Raw genomic sequence first — 19,856 nt, 5'->3', positions numbered from 1 at the left:
CCCCCGCCTGTCATAACGGGGGGCCTAGGCTCATTCAGTCGGTCTCACCCAAGATGCCGTAGATCTGCTTGCGGGCAGAGTTGACGATCTCGATAATCCGCTGCTGCTGCTCGGCTGAGGCGGCGTGGGCCGACTGCGCGACCGCACCCATCAGCTGGCCGAGTGCGGAACGAAGATCGAGGACCGATGGGTCGGCGTCCTCATTGATCTTGTCCCAGGGCGGGGTATCGAGTTTGGCCGCGCCCGCTTTGCCTTCTTCGGTGAGCTCGAACTGCTTGCGGCTGCCGCTGCCCTCGGCCTCAACGATGAGGCCCTCGTCGACGAGCAGTTGCAGTGTCGGATACACCGAACCGGGGCTCGGCCGCCAGATGTTGTTACTGCGTTCGGCGATCTCGCGGATCATCTCGTAGCCGTGCATCGGGCGTTCGGCGAGCAGCGCCAGGATGGCGGCCCGGACGTCGCCGCGCTGGCCACGTCCCCGTCCGCGTCCACGCTGCGGGTCACCGAAACCGAATCCGAAAGGACCAAAGCCGGGACCGAATCCACGTCCGAACCCGGGTCCGAACCCACGTTCCATGAACGCGCCGGGTCCGCGTCGCCCAGCCCAGGCTTGCTCCTGGAACTCGCCGCGCGGATCGCAGTCGTGCTGACGACCGCCGTGGCGCCGACCTGGTCCGCGACGTGTGGGGTCGAAACCGAATCCGAAACCAAAGGGTGTGTCGGGCCGGAACTGATCGGCCCTTTCCTCATGGGAAGTCATGTGTATCTCCTTGTGCTTGGGGGGAGGCGTTCTCACCTCTCGATACATAACGATATATCGGAATCGATCGTGATGCAACGAAAACTTTCGGAGACGATTTCGAGGGCTGCTGCCAGCTACGCGCCGTAGGGTGACCGCCATGACGGTGAAGTGGCTGGAACAACCCGAGGACCACGACTATGCGGCGGCCGTGGATTACCTGACGCTCGTCGGTGAGGCTGATGTGGTGAAGCGGACCGTGAAGGCGCTGCGCAACGCGACGCTGGAGTACCGCAAGGCCAAGGACATCCTGCGGGCGGCTCACCTGGAGATGCTTCCCAAGACCAACGCTCATGTCGCCCGCGACCTAGCGAAGATCGCCAAGGACAAGGCGTTGTCCCCCATCCTGTTGGTGCGCGGGGACGCACGCTCCGGGGCGCGGCTAGAGATCGCCGACGGCTACCATCGGGTCTGCGCTAGCTACATATCCGACGAAAATACCGATATCCCCTGCCATTTGGCTTCCTGGCAGTAGCTCCATGGGCGGATTTGGATTTCCGACCCTGGCGATCGTCGTCGTCGTCGGAATGGTGGGACCGCTGCTCGCGCTCAATACGCGGCTGCGGATCCCCGTTGTCATCGGCGAATTGCTCGCCGGAATCATCATCGGACGCACCGGGTTTGGCTGGATCGATGCGTTCGATCCCACGTTCAAGATGTTCGCCGACGTCGGATTCGCACTGGTCATGTTCGTCGCCGGCACGCATGTGCCCATACGCGATAGGACAATGGTGGCCGCGCTACCCAAGGCGGCGCTGCGCGCCGTCGTGGTGGGCGCGGTCGGTGCGGTGTTGGGAGTGCTGCTGGCCAACGCGTTCCACACGGGGCATGCACCGCTGTACGCGGTGCTCATCGCGTCCTCCTCGGCGGCGCTGGTGCTGCCGATCATCGACTCCCTGAGCCTGGAAGGGCCCAAGGTATTGAGCACCACCGCGCAGGTGGCCATCGCCGATACCGCATCGATTGTTCTGTTGCCCTTGGTTATCGACCTCAAGCATGCGCCCAGGGCGGCCGTCGGTGCGGTGGCCGTGGCGGCGTGCGCGGGCATTGTTTTCGTGATCCTGCGGGCGCTCGATCGGGCCGGAAAGCTTGACCGGTTCCACGATTATTCCAAGCAGCGCCGGGTGGCCATGGAGCTGCGGATCAGCCTGGCCATCGTCTTCGGGCTGGCGGCGCTGGCCGTGAAGACTCACGTGTCGATCATGTTGGCCGGGTTCGCTCTGGGCTTGGTCGTCGCGGGCATCGGGGAGCCGCGCCGACTTGCCAAGCAGCTGTTCGGCTTCACCGAAGGCTTCTTCTCGCCACTGTTCTTCGTCTGGCTGGGGGCCTCCCTGCACGTGCGCGAGCTCGGTGAGAACCCCAAGCTCATGCTGCTGGGGCTGGGCCTGGGTGGCGCGGCCGTCTTGGCACATATGGTCGGACGGATCTTCGGACAGCCGGTATCGCTGGGTGCGTTGGCGGCGGCTCAGCTCGGCGTGCCGATCGCGGCGGCCGCGATCGGCGAACAGCAACAATCATTACTGCACGGTGAGGCCGCGGCACTCATCTTGGGGGCGCTGGTCACGATCGTCGCGGCAACGCTGGGCGGCTCGCTCTACGCGAAGACATCTATCCGGAATCAGCCAGGGGTGGCGAAACCTGAAGGCCCTCGCGGGGGCTCGGACGGTTCTGACGCTGCCGATGCTGCGGGTGGTCCGGCCCAGCCCACCGGCGGGACAGGCAACGGCGCCGCAGGGTAGGCGGGCTGCATGTGTTCCAGGGCGCGGAGGTGGCGTTCGGCGAGCACCGCGGCCAGCATGAACTGTGGGGGTGTGCCGGGCGGCGGTGGCGGTGCGATGCTGGCAAGCACATCGGTGGAGATCTGGTAGAGCATCTGGTCGCGCGTTTGCGGCGCCAATTGTCCTGCGCGGTTGAGGAATTGGCGGGCAAGATTCGCCTGTTCGGTGGTGAGCCCCGACAGTTGTAGTGTCTGCGCCCATTCGGCCAGCGGTGGTGGCATCACCGGTGGCGGAGGTAGTTTAGGACCACGCTCGCTGATCACCATGGTGCCAGCGAAGATGTCGCCCAGACGTTTACCCTTGGCCGACACCAAGCTGCTGATCACGGCGGGTGCGCCCATGAACATGAAGATCTCGACCACGGCCGCAAGGGCGCGGATGACGGCTTGCCGCAGGCGTTCCGGGCCGCCGTCGTCGGATACCACCCGCAACCCCATGGCCATCTTGCCCAGCGAGCGTCCCCGGGTGGACATCTCCCAGATGACGGGATAGCCGACGAGCGCCAGCACGGAATAGGCGATGCTGAGCGCGCCGGCCAGCGCCTCGTCGAACTGCGAGAGCGAGAACGCGACGACGAAGATTCCGGCATACAGCAGGATCACCTGCACGAAGATGTCGATGAACGCTGACACCACCCGCACCGGAAGCTGGGCCACCTTGACGTCCAAGACAACCGCGTCACCCGTCACCAACTCGGACATCACTCGAGACTACTAGTATTTGCCAGATGGACGTGGACGCATTTGTCGCCACTCACCGGGGGACATGGGACCGGCTGGAGCTGCTGCTCAAGCGCAGGCGCAGCCTGAGCGGTCCAGAGATCGATGAGCTGGTCGAGCTGTACCAGCGGGTGTCGACGCACCTGTCGACCGTGCGGTCGTCCTCGGGGGATCCGGCTTTGGTCGGGCGGTTGTCCAACCTGGTTGCCCGGGCACGTTCGGCCGTCACGGGAGAGCATGCCCCGCTGTGGCGTCACTTCATCCGATTCTGGATGGTGTCCTTTCCCGTGGTCGCCTACCGGAGCTGGCGGTGGTGGCTGGGCGCGACGGTCGCCTCGATGGTGGTGGCAGTCGCCGTCGGCATCTGGGTGATGCACTCAGCCGAGCTGCAATCGGTGATCGGAACACCCGATGAGATCGCGCACCTGGTAAACGAGGACTTCGAAAACTATTACAGCGAGCATCCCGCCGCGGCCTTCGCGCTGCACGTGTGGATCAACAACTCGTGGGTGGCGGCGCAATGCATCATCTTCGCCGTGCTGCTGGGCATTCCCATCCCGTTCGTCTTGTTCATGAATGCGGCGAATGTGGGCGTGGCCGGTGGTTTGATGATCGCGGCGGGCCGCGGCGATGTGTTCTTCGGCCTGATCCTCCCGCACGGTCTCTTGGAGCTCACGGCGGTGTTCTTGGCCGCGGGCGCGGGAATGCGCCTGGGATGGAAGGTTATTGACCCCGGCGATCGGCCCCGTGGACAGGTGCTGGCCGAGCAGGGCCGCGCCGTCATGTCGGTGGCGGGCGGACTTGTCGGGGTACTGCTGGTGAGCGGTCTCATCGAGGCGCTGGTCACCCCGTCGCCATTGCCGACATTCGCACGTGTGGCAATCGGGGTGATCGCGGAGTCACTGTTTCTGGCCTATGTGGTGATTCTCGGTCGGCGCGGGGTGGCCGCCAACGAATCCGGCGATATGGAAGACGCTCCCGACTACGCTCCGGCTTCCTGAACGCTACAGGCGTCCGGACGCCTTCAACGATAGATACCGGTCGGCAAGAGCGGGGGCGATCTCATCCGGCGGGGCGTCGACAACCTCGACACCCTGCCGGCGCAACAAGGTGACGATGCGCCGGCGTCCGCCACGGGTACGTTCGGCAGCGGCCGCGTCATAGACCTGCTCGACGTCCAGTGACCTGATATTTCCTGGCCCCGTGGAGTTCTCGGGCATCACCATGTCCTCGACACGTGGATCGCTGACCGCGGCCACCAGCAGATGGTGATGGCTTGTCAGCTGGGGAAGCAGCGGTAGCAGGCCCTCCTCCAGCGCCTCGGGATTCAGGTCGGTGAGCAGCACGATGAGCGAGCGATGGCGGGATTTACGACGAATGGTGGCCACGAGATCGCGGGCGTCGGATTCAACAAGCGAGGATTCCAGCGGCGCCATCGCGTTGACCACCAGCGGAAGTAGTTCGTTGCGCGATGCACCGGACACCTGCGAGCGCACCGCGCGGTCGTGCGCCAGGAAGTCAACGCGATCTCCGGCGCGAGATGCCAATGCCACCAACAGCAATGCGGCGTCCATCGCCCAGTCCAACCGCGGCCACCCGGAGGGATCGCCCGATGTCGGGTCGACGCCGATACGTCCCGCCGAGGTGCGACCGGTGTCCAGCACCACGAGGATGCGGCGGTCTCGTTCCGGGCGCCAGGTGCGTACCACCACGTCATTGCGCCGGGCGGAGGCACGCCAGTCGATGGACCGGACGTCATCGCCCACGACATACTCACGCAGCGAATCGAATTCGGTGCCCTGACCGCGGATGAGCACAGGGATGGCACCTTCGAGTTCGCGCAGTTTGGCGAGGCGGGACGGCAGATGCTTGCGGCTCAGGAACGGTGGCAGCACGCGCAGCTGCCAGGGCACGTCGTGACGTCCCTGCCGCCCGGCCAGCCCCAGCGGTCCCACCGTACGCACGGTCACGGTGGCCGGCCGGTGATCGCCACGACGTAAGGGGTACAAGGAGGTAACGATCTGTGTGCGTTCGCCATTGCGCAGATTCAACCGGTGTGCCCGTGGTGTCGCACGCATGCTCGGTGCCCAACTGTCCCGGACCCATCCGCGTACCCGGCGGCCCGGATTCTGGATCTGCAGGGTGATGTCTGCGGATTCACCAAGCCGGATGGAATCCGGCCCCGACCGGACAAAGGTGAGACGGCGCGGGCTGGCGGCGGCGGCGATATCGATGACGATCAATACCGTGAGTGCCAGGAGTAGCAGCCAGAACAGCCGAACCGGCCACGGCGACACCAGGATCAGCAGCGCGCCGAGCAGCGCCGCCAATCCCGCGCGTCCGGTGAGAATCACTAGCGCGGCACCGGAACCGTGACGAGGATGCCGTCGAGCACTCGGTCCGAGGTGGCGCCCTCCAACTCCGCCTCGGGGCGCAGGCCGATGCGGTGGCGCAGCGTCGGGCGCGCCATCGCCTTGACGTCGTCCGGAGTGACATAGTTGCGGCCGGACAGCCACGCCCACGCACGGGAAGTCGCTAGCAGGGCCGTCGCCGCGCGCGGGGAGGCGCCCAGCTGCAGCGAGGGCGACTGGCGGGTGGCGCGGATGACGTCGACCACGTAGGCGAGCACCTCCGGGGCTACCAGCACGCGGCCCACCGCGGCGCGTCCGGCCTCCAGGTCGGCGGCAGAGGCGACCGGAGTGACATGGGACAGGTTGCGGGGGTCGAATCCGTGCGCATGCCGCTCCAGGATGGCGATCTCCTGATCACGTTCCGGCAGAGACACGTTGAGCTTCATCAGGAAGCGGTCCAACTGAGCCTCGGGCAGCTGATAGGTGCCCTCGTATTCGATGGGATTCTGGGTCGCGGCGACGATGAAGGGATTGGGGAGCGGTCGTGGAGTGCCATCGACCGTCACCTGACGCTCCTCCATGGCCTCCAGCAGTGCCGCCTGCGTCTTGGGCGGGGTGCGGTTGATCTCGTCGGCCAGTAGCAGATTGGTGAACACCGGACCGGCCCGGAACTCGAATGCCGCGGTGCGTGCGTCGTAGACCAGGGACCCGGTGACGTCACCCGGCATCAGGTCGGGAGTGAACTGCACCCGCTTGAACTCCAGGGACAGCGCCGCCGAGAGCGTACGCACCAGAAGGGTTTTCGCGACTCCGGGGACGCCTTCCAACAGGACGTGCCCGCGGCACAGGAGCGCGACGACCAGTCCGCTGACCACGGAATCCTGCCCCACGACCACGGTGGCGATTTGTTCGCGTAACGCGGCCAGGGCATTGCGCGCGGCGTCCTCAGAGTTCCCGGTGGTGGTTGCCTGTGTCACGATTCGCGTACCTGCCTTTCCAGAAGATCCAGTTGTCGAGTCAGATTGGTGAGCTGTTGGTCGTCCGACGGGACGGGGCCGAACAGCACATGGTGAATCTCGATGGGGTTACGGCCTATTCGCGAAGCGACGGTGGTGGTGACGACCTGCGGCGTCTCGTCGACCGGGAGGCCGAGCCGGCGCACGATCCGGTAGGTGGCGGCCTCGCGCAACGATGCGGCGGCGAGATCGCGGGCACGGCGCGACCGGTAGAGGCGCCCGCGCCCCTCGGTGGTTTCCGAAGCGCGCACGATCACCGGAAGCTTTTCGGCGACCACGGGCCCCAGGCGGCGGCCCCGCCAGAGAGCGAGCAGCAGTACGACGATGCAGAGCTGCCAAATAGCCATGCTCACTTGGTCGGGGATCAGATCGCCCATCGATTTCGGTTGGGCGCTGGTGCCCACCTTCGGCCGTTCGGGGACGTACCAAACCAGGTGCGAGGAGCGGCCGGCCAGATTCATGGCCAATGCCGCATTGCCCTGCTTGGCCAGTTGCAGGTTGGATAGCAGGGTGTCATCGCCCAGCACGGTGATGGTGCGGGCGCCCTCGGGATAGCGCAGCAGAGTGCCGCCGTAGCAGCTAATTTGGCCAGGACCTGGATTGGTGAATGTGTAGGTGGGGCCGATGTATGTCTGAATGGTGCCGGCCCGCTGAGCTTCCCGGAGATCGCAGTTGGGTTCGACGATCTCATCGCTTTGGTATGAGGTGATGCGTGCCTGCGAGGCCAGCCGCTCACGGGTCGCGGAGTACGGTGCCAGCAGGAGGCGATCCCCGGGAATCTCAATCAGAGAGTCCAGTATCTCGTCGGTGAGATTCCCATTGTCCAGCACCATGAGCTGGCTGTCGGGTCGCATCGCGGCACGGACCTCGGCGATGGTGGTGGCGCGTGTGACGGTGACACCTCGGTCGCGCAGCAGTTGCGCGAGAGCGTGCCCGCCCCGCTGGGTCACGGCTTCGGGGTCGAGATAGCCCTCGGGTCGAGGCGATTTGGTGACCAGTAGACCCGTGACGACGATGGCGGCCAGTGCGGTCAGGATCCATGCCCAGGTGCGCCAACGGTCCCGGAGGCGGGGAGAGGTGGCGGTGCTGGTGGTCACCGCACCGCCTCCCAGCCCGTCATCGCGCCCGGTTCTGTGGATGTCAACAGAACCGGGGCATCGCGGATATGGTCGTCCAAGTCGGCGATCTTGCGATAGGACTGTTCGGTGCCGGGGCGTTCGCCGTAGCTCACGTCATTGAAGATTTCCGCACTCGATCGGAATTCTGGTGCCAGTGAGGGTAATTCGCGTGATGCGTCGGCGGCCAGCTCGTTGGCGGTACGTCCCGGCACCGGGGTGAGGATTGTGCGTTCTTCGAGTTGGCGTGCCACGGCGCGCAGCCGGTGCCGGATTGCCGAGGCCCAGTCACCTTGGGATGCGGCAAGTTCGGCCGCCGCTCGATGCTCCGCCGCAGTGAGCTCAGCTGATTCGAAGAGTCCGAAATCCGCGCCGCCCTTGGTCCGGATGGCGCGGCGGGCGATGCGCACCAACAGCAGCACGACGGCGATGACGATGAGCGCGGTGACGACGATGGTGAACCAGCCGCCGGGAACCTCGCTGGCCCGGAACTCCAGGTAGTTCAGGTGTTCGATGATCCAGTTGACCAGACGATCCAGCGGCGAGGGGTGCTCGTAGATCGGTTTGGCGAGTTCGTGTTGGGCCGCCTCGGCCGCTGATTCGCGGTCGATGTCGACGGTCGGCATTACACCTGAACCGGGGGATACGCGGGCAGCCACAACGCATCAGGGTCGATGCCGGGTTGTCCGAGGCGCTCGCGCGTTCTGGTTTCGGTTTGCAACACGAGATCGAATGCCTCGGTGCGCATTCGCTGATCGGTGTAGAGCAGCACGTTCACCGCGGCGTTGAACGGCAGCGTGATGATCTGGGCGACGATGACACCGACACTGGTGAGCGCCAGACCCAGGAGCATTGTCGTGCTGCTGGTATTCGATGAGCCCAGGCCCATGCCGATCTGTCCGCCGAGGCTGAAGGGCATTCCCAGGATGCCGGCCACGATGCCGACGATGATGGATGTGAGCAGCAGGATGCCCAGGAGGCGCCAATAGCCCTTGCGTACCAAAGATATTGATCGGCCGATTGCGCCGAAGACACTCTGGCGCTCCAGGATCAAAACCGGGGACGCCAGGGCGAAGACGGGAATGAGATAGAAGTACAGCGCCAGGAAGCCGAACCCGAGCGCGAAGCCCGCAGGTACCGCGCCCCACGGGCCGACGGTGAGGGCAAGCCCGACCACTCCGGCGATACCGATCGCGAGAGGCAGGGTCAGCAGTAGCGCGGAGAGGAACGCCAACCCGATGAGCGCCCAGATGCGGGGCTTGGCACGCTGCCAGGCCGCCGAGGGCGTGGTGTGTTCACCGAATACGGAGCGTCCGACGGTGACCGTCAGCATGCCGCTCAGGACGATGGTGACCAGCATGGTGATCACGTAGCCGATGGCCGCGCCGCCGAAGTATCCGATCCCGAATGCGGCGGCGAACGCGTCGTCACTGTTCGCGTCGAAGCCGCCGACACCGCTGAGCAGTCCCAGGATGGGTCCGGCTTGCAACGCGAAGGTGAGTAGTTGGCTGATGACCACGACCACGGCGGTGAGACCGATCGTTGCCTTGGGGTTGGCGCGAATGGCGGCGACGGCACCGTTGTACAGCGCGGACAGATCCAGCGGGCGCAGCGGGATGATGCCGGGTTTCAGTGCCGGTGGCGCAGGTGTCACCCAGTAGGGAACCTGCGGCGGCCCCTGATATCCAGGCGGTGGCGGCTGGTATCCGGGCGGTGGTGGTTGATACCCAGGGGGTGGCGGCTGGTATCCGAATCCCGGGGGTGGATATCCGTAGGCCGGGGCGGGTGGATAGCCAGGCGCAGCAGGAGGGTAGGCGGGTGGGGGTCCCGGGGGTAGCGGAGACGGAGTGACGCCCCCCTCGTCGTTGCTCATTGCTCCATTTTGGCGGCTGAGGGCGTTCCTGGCAATTGCCTCCCAATTTTAATGTCAACACCCTTGACATATGTCAGGCGGATTGACATTCTGGGGATATGACTGAGAAGAGCGCCATACAGGAATTCGATCTCGCGTTTGAGGCCGCGTACCGCGGCGAGCGTCCCGACGGTCTGGGTGTCCGGCCGCCGTGGAGCATTGGTGAACCACAGCCCGAGATCGCGACGCTTATCGCCGAGGGCAAAGTGCGCGGGGAGGTGCTTGACGCCGGTTGCGGCGAGGCGGCAACCGCGCTGTATCTCGCCGAGGTGGGGCACACCACCGTAGGTCTGGACTCCGCGCCCAAGGCCATCGAACTGGCGAAAGGCTATGCGGCCGAACGCGGCCTGACCAATGCCAGCTTCGCGGTCGCCGACATCTCAGCCTTCACGGGATATGACGGACGGTTCGACACCATCATCGATTCGACGCTGTTCCACTCGATGCCTGTCGAGCTACGCGATGGCTATCAGCGTTCGATTGTCCGTGCCGCGGCGCCGGGCGCACGCTACTACGTACTGGTCTTCGATCGCGCCGCGTTCCCGGCGGAATCACCCGTCAATGCCGTCACCGAAAATGAACTGCGGGATGCGGTTTCGAAGTACTGGGCCATTGATGAGATCCGCCCCGCCAAGATCTACGCGAACTTCAACGGATTCGAACCGGGTGTGGCGCAGGGGTTCGCGCGGCACCAGGTCGAGCCCGACGGCCGGTCATCGGTGCCGGCGTGGCTACTTTCGGCGCACCTGGCGGGCTAGAAGTCCAGGACGAACCGCTCGGGGTGGTGGTAGTCGTTGGTGCGGGACTGGCCGGTATCGAGATGCGGCGGCGGAATCCATTCGGTGACCCCGTTACCGCGGCGTTTTCGGGTGGTCCAGCCCTGTTGGAGCAGCCGATGATGCGGGCCGCAGGCGAAGGTCAGGTTGTCGATGTCGGTGGGTCCATCGTCGCACCAATCGTCGACGTGATGCACCTGGCAGAGATAACCGGGCACCGTGCATCCCGGCGCCGAACAGCCACGATCTTTGGCGTGTAAGACAATTCGCTGATCGGCGGTGGCGATTCTTTTGGACCGACCCAGGTAGAGCGGGCGGCCGTCGTCGTCGAATATCGCGAGGTAATGCAGGGCGTGGGCGGCCATCCGGATCAGGTCGGGGATGGGCACTAGGTTGCCGCTACCCGATATCGCCTGACCGGCTGCCCTCTGCAGCTCGCTCACCGTCGTTGAGACCACGACGGTGACGGGTAATCCATGATGTGAGCCCAGTTTTCCCGAGGCCAAGGTGCTGCGCAGGCACGCTCGTAGTCCGTCGTGGTTTCGCTGGGCGGTCGTTCGTGTATCGCGCTCGGCCGCTGCCGCGTCGGGTTCGCCTTCGGTCGTGGGAGATTCATCACGAGGATCGCACATGCCCGGCGCTGCGAGCTTGCTCAGCACTGCATCGAGGTAGGAGCGCGTCTCCGGATCCAGCAGGCCGCTGATGGCGCTCATTCCGTCGGTTCCCTGGCGTCCGATCGATATGCCCCGCATGCGGGCACGGTCGACGTCAGAGAATCGTCCGTCGGGATTGATCAGAGCCGCGATCCGGTCGGCGCCGGCGCGGAGTTGTTCCGGGCCGAATTCGGTTCCCATGGATGCCAATCGCTGCTCGGCAGACTCGCGGGTATCGGCGTCGATCGCGTCGGGCAAGACGTCGAAGAACTTGCGGATGATCCGCACGTGCTCGTCGCCGATGCGGCCCTCTCGCAATGCGCGGGCGGTATGTGGGAGTAGGGGTTGTAAGGGCTCGCCGGTGAATGAATGCCGCGGGCCGAGATGTGCGGCATCGGCGAGGCGGCGCCGAGCGGTTGCGGTACTTATCGAGAGGTGCCGTGCCAGTACTTCTGCGAATGTCGTACCGCCCAGCGCGACCGGTGACCCGCGTTCCACTAGCCGGGCCGTGAGTGCGTGTGAGGCCGCGGTGATCTTGCGCTGTGCAATTTCCAGTTGCCTTAGTGCGGAGAGCAACTCGGGATTGTTCAGCTCATCACACGACGACTCGACGACAGCGGTGGCTGTCGCCAGTAGATCGTCGATTGGACTCATGTTTGAAGGCTATGGATGACGACCGACAGCTGGGCGAGGTTATCCACAACCACGATGGCCATTCACAAGTGGGATGAACCGCTTGTCGAATGTCAGAAGTTGCGGTAGTCGCGCACCGGCATCCGGGATCCGCGCCTCTCCGGCTTAGGTGCCATGAGTTCGATGAGTCGAATGACTCGATAGCGTTGTCCGGCATAGGGTTCTAAAAGTTCCAGCATGCCGGCATCATCGGTCTTATTGCCGGTGAGCGCGAATCCCACCTGCCCGGCGATGTGGTAGTCCCCGACGGGCACGGCGTCGGGATCGCCGAGCGCGCGGCTGCGGACCTCGGCCTCGGTCCACGGTCCGATGCCGTGGATCGAGGTCAGGTGCTCTGGCTTGGCTTCCACGTCGATGTTGGCAGCGATGCGGACGGTGCGCATGCGGACCGGTTCCGCACCGGATTTGTGCCACTCCCACGACGGGATGTCGAGCCATTCTCGTTGGGGTGGTGGAACCTTGGCGTCGCCCATGTCGGTGCCGACACGGTTGATGAGATACCGCCAGGCACGCCAGGCCTCTGCGCCGGGCACCTTCTGTTCCAGCACGGCGGGAACGAGGGCCTCCCACACGCGATCGGTGGCGCCAAGACGGATGCCTTTCGCGCCCTGGATCAGCCGGGTGACAACCTCGTGTTTGGGTGTGAGCGCTTCGGGTTCGTCGTCGGCACCCAACAGGCGTGGCAGGCGATCGAGCAGCCACCCGGCACCGTCACCGTAGGCCCGGCCGACGACAGTTTTGTCTTCGCGTGAGATCGTCAGTACCCCAGGGCCATCCGGGGTATAGGAGCCCGGGTGATGGATCCGCCGGGGGATACCCGATACGTGGGATCAGTCGAACCGCGCCGGTGGATGCCGAGGGTTCGGCGTATATCCAACGGCCACGGTGGAGTCCACTCACGGACGAGCGGAGCTGCTAGGCCCCCGGGCAGAACTTCCAGCCGCCGGTCTCCTTCTTGAACTCGATGTCGTGCTTGCCCTTGGCATCGGTGATGTGAATGACGGCGACGTCGCCGTCGATATCGAGGCCGGTGATCTTCGAAGGGCCATTGTCGGCCTTGGTCAAGGCGTTGAGATCGGGAGCCTGCCCACTTCCGGCGATGTCCTTGAACGCCTCGCGGTACTTGGCGCAGAAGAAGGTGAGCATCTTCTTGAAGTCGTTGGCCTTGGCGGCATCGGCCATTCCGGAGATGGTCTGCTTGATCGCTTTGATGTCCTCGTCCTTGTTGGAGCCGGAGGAGCGGGGCGAGTCGACGATCTGGTCGTTGGCGGACGTGCGGGTGCTCTGGGTGCTGGAGTTGGTGGTGGTGAGGCCGAGTACCAGCAGGGCGATCAGGAAGATGCCGAGCGAGCCACCGACGACGGCCAGGGCCTTCTGCTGCGGGGTCAGCGGCGGCCGGGGAGGCCTGGGAGCGGGGGCGTAGCCGCTGGGAGGCTGGCCATACGGGCCGGGCTGCGGGTATCCGGGGAACTGCTGTTGGGGCTGCTGGTACTGGCCGTGGGGGTACTGCGGTTGCGTCATCTGCGTATCTGTCCTAGCGCGGCTGCGGTCATGGCGTTCCATGCCAGTGTGCCGGATGGGCGCGTGGTTGGGGGGCTTGTGCGGCGCCGAACCCTCGACCCGCTGCTTGCCTGTGGCCGTTACTATCGTCGCAACGAAAGGTTTCAGGCTCTAGGGGATCGCCTGGTTTGGCCGTGACGCGAGGCACCTATCGGAACTACAGGCATGATGGAGTCGAGCAACGCTGGTTTGGGTATCAATGAGTAATGCGACGCCGCAGCCCTCAGTTAAGCCCATTGTCTGAACCGAGGCGCGCAAACTGGATATTTGTGCGCCGCTGCTACAGCGTTTGATGGTTACCGCGCCAGAGAGATTGCGTAATTCGAACTTGCGCATCATGGGGGCTATTCGGAGTCCTAAATACCATGTAAGCCAACGACTTACCAGTATTCCGCTACCGCGAAGCATGTCGTTGGTGACTGTCAATCGCACCCCGACTGTGTGGCCGCTTACCTGAATGTAGCCGGGCCGCTTAGGTTCTGTTTCTTCTACCGGTTTTGCGCCACGCTCGGCTAGGTCGTATCGGCCGTCACTTACGCGCCCTATGCCGGCGTTTGATAGGCACTGGTTGAACCGCCATGAACTGACTGGATATCGGCGTAGGACCTCTGCCCGTAGGTCGTTCAATTTCGTTGGGCCTAGTTCGCGGAGAACTTCTTCAACTACGTCCTGCGCGTTGGAATACCGGCGGTCTGTTCCGGGCAACTTCCAGTCTGTGAGCGCCCAGGTTCCTTCAGGCCTCACCTGTGTGAATTGGCTGTCTCGTCGCATGGCCTCGCGGACCCCTGGCTCGGCTGCACCCACCGCTAACGCAATCTCAGTCACGGGCTGTGGTGAGCCCTGCGCCTGGAGCCATAGGTATGCCAGATCTCGGTTGGCCCGCTTTGCACGTATCCAACCGAGCCGGTGGTGAACCAATCTGCTGTTCACAGAGTCCAGAAGACTAGTGACCGGCGGGGTGGGTTCTAGATCGAGATCTTTGAGAGCGCTATCCATATCAGTTTCAGACAGGGGGGCGAGTCCGACGAGGGCATCTAGCCGTTTTGCTAGTTCGTCACGGCTGCTTGTCCACCAGCCAGATAGGTCGCCATCCCAGCTGTTGGGATGAACCATTCCTAACGCCTTAAGCAACGCCACATGAGCGCCGTACGGGCTACTAGGAAGAAAGGGCAGTAAATCAAGCTCGTTCACGGCGGGCTTGTTCGCTATCAGAGTTGTAAGCCGCTCATTTAGCTCAGGGTTCACGGCCATGAGTTGCTTGATAAGCCTCTCGTCGGCGTCCTTCTGTAGCTGTCGAACACGTTCCCGAGTCAGCCCGAAGCTCTTCCCGATCGAGTCAAGCGAATCTCCTCTAGAACGGCGGATGAGGATTTCTTTCTGCTTGTCTGTCAGGGCATACCAGCAGTCAGCAAGCCAGCTCCTAGCGCTGCAGTCGCCCAGAGAGTGGGTGATTGGCAGTGCATCTAGGTTACGGTCTTTCATTCTGTGCTCACATGCCTAAAATATGCCTAAACGGTTACATGAACGAGTCGCAGTCCGCATCGTTCAGCGATTTGCTGGTGAGCTTGCTTCTCATTGGCGGGGGTCGGTTTGGTGAATGTATCGGTGACGCAAACAATCCAGCTACGGACATCGCCTTCTGCGCTCGCCTTTAGTGCGGCCCAGACCATATGTTTCAAGCCGTTGGCTGGCGCCCACGTGAGGACCACCTCATCCTCGCCATTTACCAAAGTAACTCGAAGCGGCTTGACTCGTAGTGTTCCCGCTGAGGGCTGCCATTCTGATCCCAGGATTTTCTGAACAATCCTCCGCGGCAGCGACTCCGTATCAACAACGAGCGCCGCGTATTTTCCGACCCCGCTGACTGCGCGTGTCCACTCCTTCATTGGGCCGTCCTTGATCCAGACGCGAGCAGCGCTAGGCGTTAAGTAATCGGCAAGCTTGCCGCCTACATAGGGGTCTTCAAGCCACTTGACATACTGGGCAGAGCGTTGCTGAGGGGTGAGGTTGGTCCAGTCGAGTTCAATCGCCTGGGTATAGAGCTGCTGGGCGACAATCAACTCTATGTTCGGCGGAATGCGGGACATTAGGCAATCCCATTTGAGGTTGGAAACTGCAGATGAACTTCGTCTGCGGCAGTTTCAAGATCGGCGGCATCGCGGATCCAATGATCAAGGAGACTGCCTGCGGTCTCGTCGCTGAATGTTATCCGCGAAAGGCTGGCTAGCGGTAGCGCCAATTCCTCGATCACGCCGCTATGCGTAGCCAAGGAACGCCTGAGATCTAATCCCGCCGCTACGCGCCGAATATCAGTTACAAAGTCAAGGACTTTCAACGATTCCTTCCCCTCTCTTAACCTGAGGCCCCTGCCGAGCTGTTGTACGAAGATCCGTCGGCTATGTGTAACGCGTAGAAATGCTATTAGATTGACATCGGGTACATCAACGCCTTCGTTAAATACATCGACGCAAGTGATGATTGGTACCCGACCTAGTCGAAATGCGTTGAGTAACACCTGCCGTCTCTGCCGGCTCATCCCGCTGTGCAAGAAGGCGGCACGGCGCCAGCTCTGATCTGCGCCCTGAAGGAGGCTGGCCATTCGCTCAGCGTGTTCAATTGTCTGGCAAAAGACTATCGCTCGCGGGTCATGTACATCACGCCAGGCTGAACGAAAGTTATCGACAATTTCTTCGTCTCGTTGAGGTAGGAACAATGATCTATTCAGCTCACGAACGGAATATCCGTGCTCACTTATGTTACGAACAAAATCCCAGTCAAGATTGTCTACAAACATTCTGTAGTCAACACGAGCTAGATAACCTTGAGCCATACCCTCGGCAATACTCATGCTGTAGGATGGAGCGCCGAAGTGTGTGGTTATGTCAAATTTGTCTCCACGCCAAGGCGTTGCTGTGACGCCGAACTGCTTTGCGTCGGAGCATGTGTCGAGCAATTCTGCAAACATTCCAGTTTCGGCCACGTGATGTGTTTCATCGATCATTATTAGAGCTGGCCGCCACCCACCCCGGATTAGCCCGAGCACTGAGTCGACCGTCGCAACTGTCACGCCGTCGAAACTCACGGGTCGGCGGTCACCGTGCAAGACCTGTGTAGGTGTCTTCTTGTCAAGGTGACGCCACAGCGCTTTCTCTAATTGTTCGACTAATTCTTTCACATGGGCGACAACCAGCACTGATGACTGAGGATGATCAGCGAGGTGACGTCTTATCACTTCGCCTCCGACCACAGTTTTACCGAGACCTGTGGCTAAGATTAGAAGTGATCTTTTTGTCGTCGATAGATCTTTTTCAATGCATTCAGCTGCATCGCTCTGATAATGGCGGAGAGCGTAAGTCTCCGGAACAGAATCAGGCATCTGATCAAAGATCTTACTCAGAGTTGCGCCATTCCACACGTCTATCTTGATGCCGATTCCAGCAAGAGCCTTTCGTCGTGCTTCTGCAGTCGAGTTGAGGCCCGTATTTGTGACAATAACTGCGTGGTCGGCGCCGTACTGCGCACGAGCACGCTCAGCGTCATCAACCCCGGTCCTATTGACAAATCCCCGACTCGAGAATTTGCATTGAAACACCCATTGTTCGCGTCGACGGACCGCGAGAATATCCGCACCGTGGTCATTCGCGCCGTCGATGAGCCGCACATCCTTGAACCCCAGGTGCCAAAGAGTCCTTTCCGCTGCATGATTGAGACCTGTGGGGCCGCCGGCTAGCAAGTGCTCCTGAGAGAGAAATCCGCTCATGGCTGATCGGGAGTAAGTTCGTCTTGCAATAGCTGAAGACTCAATCTGGTGCGCCTCAACTGGGTGGAGTTAGGCGTTGTCTCGAATGACAGAAGTGTAGCGATATCATTCAAGTACCCCACCACTCGTGCGAGACTAAGTCGTTTCGATGACGGAGATGGAAGACTTTGGTACGGTCCAATAAAGACCTGGCCATCCATAAATGCCTCTGGCCAATTCTCGACAAGCTTTACAATGAAGAGAGGCGGCGCATACCGGACAAAGTCGCCATTGGCGAGGGTTGCTGTTAGATTATCTCCTCCCTCGGCCACCAGCGCATTGGTTGTCACGGTTTGTTCATCGGAATCAAGATAACTGACTGCGCGTTCGGGATTATCGACGATGGCTGCCGATGCGCGCCGCCGTACGTCTGCGAATAGTTCTGACGCTTGCGCTCTAATTACTGTCGGATCAATTGTAGAATCTGGAAGGCAAGTTGCCCTAAGGCGACTCGCGATCTCTGAATGTGATAGGTCAATATCGGCTTTCACCCTTAACGCTGCAGTGATTTCAACTAGGAGCAGGTCTGTGAGCTCAGCACCTTGCTTCTTAAATGCGTCGTGGGTCAGGTTGATAATTGCTGTCGCGGTGCCGCCAGGCCCTTGAGCCAACCAGACTGGAGTGGTTGCACCCGATTCATCTAAAACAGGCTCGGGTACCGTACGGGTTTCTACTTTTAACCCGCCGGTCTGCGGGGTGTAGAACTCGCGGGAGAGTTCCCTAAGGATCGTTCCACTAGCCTTGTATCGGGTCAGTCTTTCTTGGACAGTTTCCTCGGCCAACGCAGAGACTTGTTGTATTGGAGACTCAGACTGACTAGCTTTGGTGTTTGTCGGCGGGATACTTCTGTCGGTGTTGACACCGAGTGCGGCAAGTACCGCGAGATCGTCTGCTGTCTCGACAGCTGGGATTCCGCCTTCGATTTGTTTCGCCGCCGCAGCTCGTTCCTCGTGGCTCTGGACTTGTTCCCACCACTTTTGGTCCGTTTGATACTCGGGGTCACCGGCCCAGAACCTCGCGGCCCATTGTCTGGTTTCTTCGTGCAGAGGTCCCGAACCGTCACCAGGTACAAGGCAGCGCCGTCCAGCTGTGTTTCGTCGGTAGCCTTTGAACAGCCGTCCGAGTGGGCTTGAGTTCTCTGGATAGCCAGCGGCCTTTGCTTTCTCTGGTTGCAGAGGGCCGACGCCGCGGAGAAACTGTACTGCTCCGCGCCAGGCTTTGTCAGAGTATTCAAAAGCGGTCTTATCGTAGTGAACTGGGACGTAGTCAAGGTGAATCTCGCCAATCAGCCGGCCACCCTGGTTGGCAAGTTCAACAGGATACTCGACATCAACTGCGGCAGAGGGGTTGTCTGGATTTCGCCAGTTGAATAATTGCTTGTCGAATTGAAGGATCTTCCGACCGTTACGGAGGAAGTCAATTCCAAAATCTCGTTTGTCTAGATGTCGCTGGACTCCCAACCAGCCGTGTAGTCGACGCTCTCGTTCGACTAACTCAGAAGCAGAGCATTGATCGCATATCTCTTTGCCCTGCTCTTGCCAGTTTCCGCAGATCTCGCAAGCGTCGGCAGGTAGTAGATGTTCGTCGATCTTGATGTACGCAGGAATTCTCTCTGCGTTGGAACCGGATCCGTATGTGATGTATCGGTCGTCGCCCCACCGGCATGTGCGTCGTGGCATAACCTTTGCGCCTTGCACCCAGAGCTCATACGGTTTGTTGTCGAGTAGCCATCCATAGGTGCGGCCAAGTTGCGTGCGCAACCCTGCAGCGTTCCGGCGTAGCCAGTCTGCACGGTTCGGGTTTAGGCGCGTGACTATGATCTTCGTTCCGTGGTCACTCGGATCGTCTTTGGATTCCGTAATGTCAGGAGCCTCGTAGTCGGCTCCCAGCATGTCGAGATCGATCTCGACGCCGATCCATTCGGGGTCACCCGATCGGGTAGTAAGTACACGAGTGCAGCGCCCGAGCCGGGCTGTGCTGACGTTGAAGCCCATCCCGAAAAGCCCAAGTTTGTCGAAACGATCGTTGCTTGACCAGCCTGCCTTGACGGCCTTTGCCAGCGTTTCATATGTCATTCCGCGGCCCGTATCTTGGACCACAATCTCGGCGCCGGAGAGTGAAGCGACCTTACCTGGCAATGTCACGCTGACCTTGTAGCCTCCGGGCCAGCTTTGCCCCGACTTGTGAATCTCAGTGAAGTCGTCAAAGGCATTGTCGACAAGCTCAGCGATGCATTGCCATTCATCGAACTCGATCTCGCCGAGCATCCTCAAAATTCGCGGTGACGGTGTGATGTCCATGTTGCCCTCCCTTTCAGCACCAAGAATCTAGGCGGTGCGTGTTCCATTCCTCGCCAGTCGTGGCAGTCTTTCTAGGCTCTACACCAGCCAGCCAATGATCCGGTGGTGTTTGTTCCGATTCAAGCACCCACCTACGACATCCCCGTCGGCATTCCCTAAGAGAGGATCGCACGTACCTCTGTCTCCTCGAGGGAGCATGCGCGTAGCGGGCACCCAGTCCGGCAGATGCAGGTTGGTTAGGTTGGTCTCACCCACAAGTTCTAGGTGACAGTGGGCGCTCCAAGCTGCGGCACGTAGGGGGAGGCGTGCTTAGGTGGGACAGTCAGGCGATGCGCAGCTGAATGTGTGGCAATCCAACGTTGCCGCTTCCTCATGTAGTGGTGAA

Annotated in this window: 15 protein-coding genes and 2 pseudogenes; 4 read left to right on the top strand and 13 right to left on the bottom strand. The window is 61.8% G+C overall.

Features of this window, described 5'->3' with window-relative positions; all coding sequences use genetic code 11:
* Positions 1-34 precede the first annotated feature (34 nt).
* Complete coding sequence (locus AOT87_RS11210) at positions 35-760, bottom strand: PadR family transcriptional regulator (protein ID WP_030095940.1); 726 nt, start codon at positions 758-760, stop codon at positions 35-37.
* A gap of 139 nt (positions 761-899) precedes the next feature.
* Between AOT87_RS11210 and AOT87_RS11205 the strand changes: the two genes are divergently transcribed.
* Complete coding sequence (locus tag AOT87_RS11205; protein ID WP_030095939.1) at positions 900-1,274, top strand: hypothetical protein; 375 nt, start codon at positions 900-902, stop codon at positions 1,272-1,274.
* A 4-nt stretch (positions 1,275-1,278) separates the two neighbouring features.
* Positions 1,279-2,538, top strand: coding sequence for a cation:proton antiporter (locus AOT87_RS11200; protein WP_057968981.1), 1,260 nt, complete (start codon positions 1,279-1,281; stop codon positions 2,536-2,538).
* A gap of 368 nt (positions 2,539-2,906) precedes the next feature.
* Here AOT87_RS11200 and AOT87_RS29320 read toward each other — a convergent pair.
* Positions 2,907-3,179 (bottom strand): annotated as a pseudogene (locus AOT87_RS29320) (RDD family protein); the annotation flags it as partial.
* Between the two features lie 125 nt (positions 3,180-3,304).
* Here AOT87_RS29320 and AOT87_RS11190 point away from each other — a divergent pair.
* On the top strand, positions 3,305-4,297 hold the full coding sequence (locus tag AOT87_RS11190; RefSeq protein ID WP_057968980.1) for a stage II sporulation protein M: 993 nt from the start codon (positions 3,305-3,307) through the stop codon (positions 4,295-4,297).
* Between the two features lie 3 nt (positions 4,298-4,300).
* On the opposite strand, the gene AOT87_RS11185 is transcribed toward AOT87_RS11190, so the two are convergent.
* From AOT87_RS11185 to AOT87_RS11165, 5 genes are read right to left on the bottom strand one after another with little or no spacing between them, the layout of a single operon-like run.
* Positions 4,301-5,650: a DUF58 domain-containing protein gene (locus tag AOT87_RS11185; protein ID WP_057968979.1), complete on the bottom strand. Its 1,350-nt coding sequence runs from the start codon at positions 5,648-5,650 to the stop codon at positions 4,301-4,303.
* Positions 5,650-6,624, bottom strand: coding sequence for a MoxR family ATPase (locus AOT87_RS11180; RefSeq protein WP_057968978.1), 975 nt, complete (start codon positions 6,622-6,624; stop codon positions 5,650-5,652). The genes AOT87_RS11185 and AOT87_RS11180 overlap by 1 nt, the downstream gene beginning before the upstream one ends.
* Positions 6,621-7,760 (bottom strand): DUF4350 domain-containing protein, encoded by a 1,140-nt coding sequence (locus AOT87_RS11175; protein WP_057968977.1) that lies wholly within the window; start codon positions 7,758-7,760, stop codon positions 6,621-6,623. The genes AOT87_RS11180 and AOT87_RS11175 overlap by 4 nt, the downstream gene beginning before the upstream one ends.
* Positions 7,757-8,404, bottom strand: coding sequence for a DUF4129 domain-containing protein (locus tag AOT87_RS11170; protein ID WP_057968976.1), 648 nt, complete (start codon positions 8,402-8,404; stop codon positions 7,757-7,759). The genes AOT87_RS11175 and AOT87_RS11170 overlap by 4 nt, the downstream gene beginning before the upstream one ends.
* Entirely contained in the window at positions 8,404-9,432 is a 1,029-nt protein-coding gene (locus tag AOT87_RS11165; protein ID WP_057968975.1) for a hypothetical protein, read from the bottom strand. Before AOT87_RS11165 ends, AOT87_RS11170 begins: the two co-directional genes overlap by 1 nt.
* A 317-nt stretch (positions 9,433-9,749) precedes the next feature.
* On the opposite strand from AOT87_RS11165, the gene AOT87_RS11160 reads away from it, so the two are divergent.
* A complete protein-coding gene (locus AOT87_RS11160) occupies positions 9,750-10,448 on the top strand; it encodes a class I SAM-dependent methyltransferase (protein WP_057968922.1) in 699 nt (232 codons plus the stop codon).
* Here the strand turns inward: AOT87_RS11160 and AOT87_RS11155 are convergent.
* The 6 genes and pseudogenes from AOT87_RS11155 to AOT87_RS27770 form a co-directional block, all read right to left on the bottom strand.
* Positions 10,445-11,773 (bottom strand): HNH endonuclease signature motif containing protein, encoded by a 1,329-nt coding sequence (locus tag AOT87_RS11155; protein ID WP_057968921.1) that lies wholly within the window; start codon positions 11,771-11,773, stop codon positions 10,445-10,447. The genes AOT87_RS11160 and AOT87_RS11155 overlap by 4 nt on opposite strands.
* Before the next feature lie 92 nt (positions 11,774-11,865).
* Positions 11,866-12,689, bottom strand: a pseudogene (locus tag AOT87_RS11150) (3-methyladenine DNA glycosylase).
* A 38-nt stretch (positions 12,690-12,727) separates the two neighbouring features.
* Positions 12,728-13,333: a hypothetical protein gene (locus AOT87_RS11145; RefSeq protein WP_057968923.1), complete on the bottom strand. Its 606-nt coding sequence runs from the start codon at positions 13,331-13,333 to the stop codon at positions 12,728-12,730.
* A gap of 1,547 nt (positions 13,334-14,880) precedes the next feature.
* A complete protein-coding gene (locus tag AOT87_RS11140; protein WP_057970089.1) occupies positions 14,881-15,459 on the bottom strand; it encodes a hypothetical protein in 579 nt (192 codons plus the stop codon).
* The gene (locus AOT87_RS11135; RefSeq protein WP_057970090.1) at positions 15,459-17,132 is read right to left on the bottom strand and encodes a DEAD/DEAH box helicase family protein; all 1,674 of its coding nucleotides are present in this window, start codon (positions 17,130-17,132) and stop codon (positions 15,459-15,461) included. Before AOT87_RS11135 ends, AOT87_RS11140 begins: the two co-directional genes overlap by 1 nt.
* Positions 17,129-19,471: an ATP-binding protein gene (locus AOT87_RS27770; protein WP_081343313.1), complete on the bottom strand. Its 2,343-nt coding sequence runs from the start codon at positions 19,469-19,471 to the stop codon at positions 17,129-17,131. The genes AOT87_RS11135 and AOT87_RS27770 overlap by 4 nt, the downstream gene beginning before the upstream one ends.
* Between the last annotated feature and the right edge of the window lie 385 nt (positions 19,472-19,856).

Origin of the sequence: Mycobacteroides sp. H003, from assembly GCF_001440135.1 — a bacterium.
Classification (GTDB): domain Bacteria; phylum Actinomycetota; class Actinomycetes; order Mycobacteriales; family Mycobacteriaceae; genus Mycobacterium; species Mycobacterium gwanakae.
This window is presented reverse-complemented; position numbering and strand designations above follow the sequence as displayed.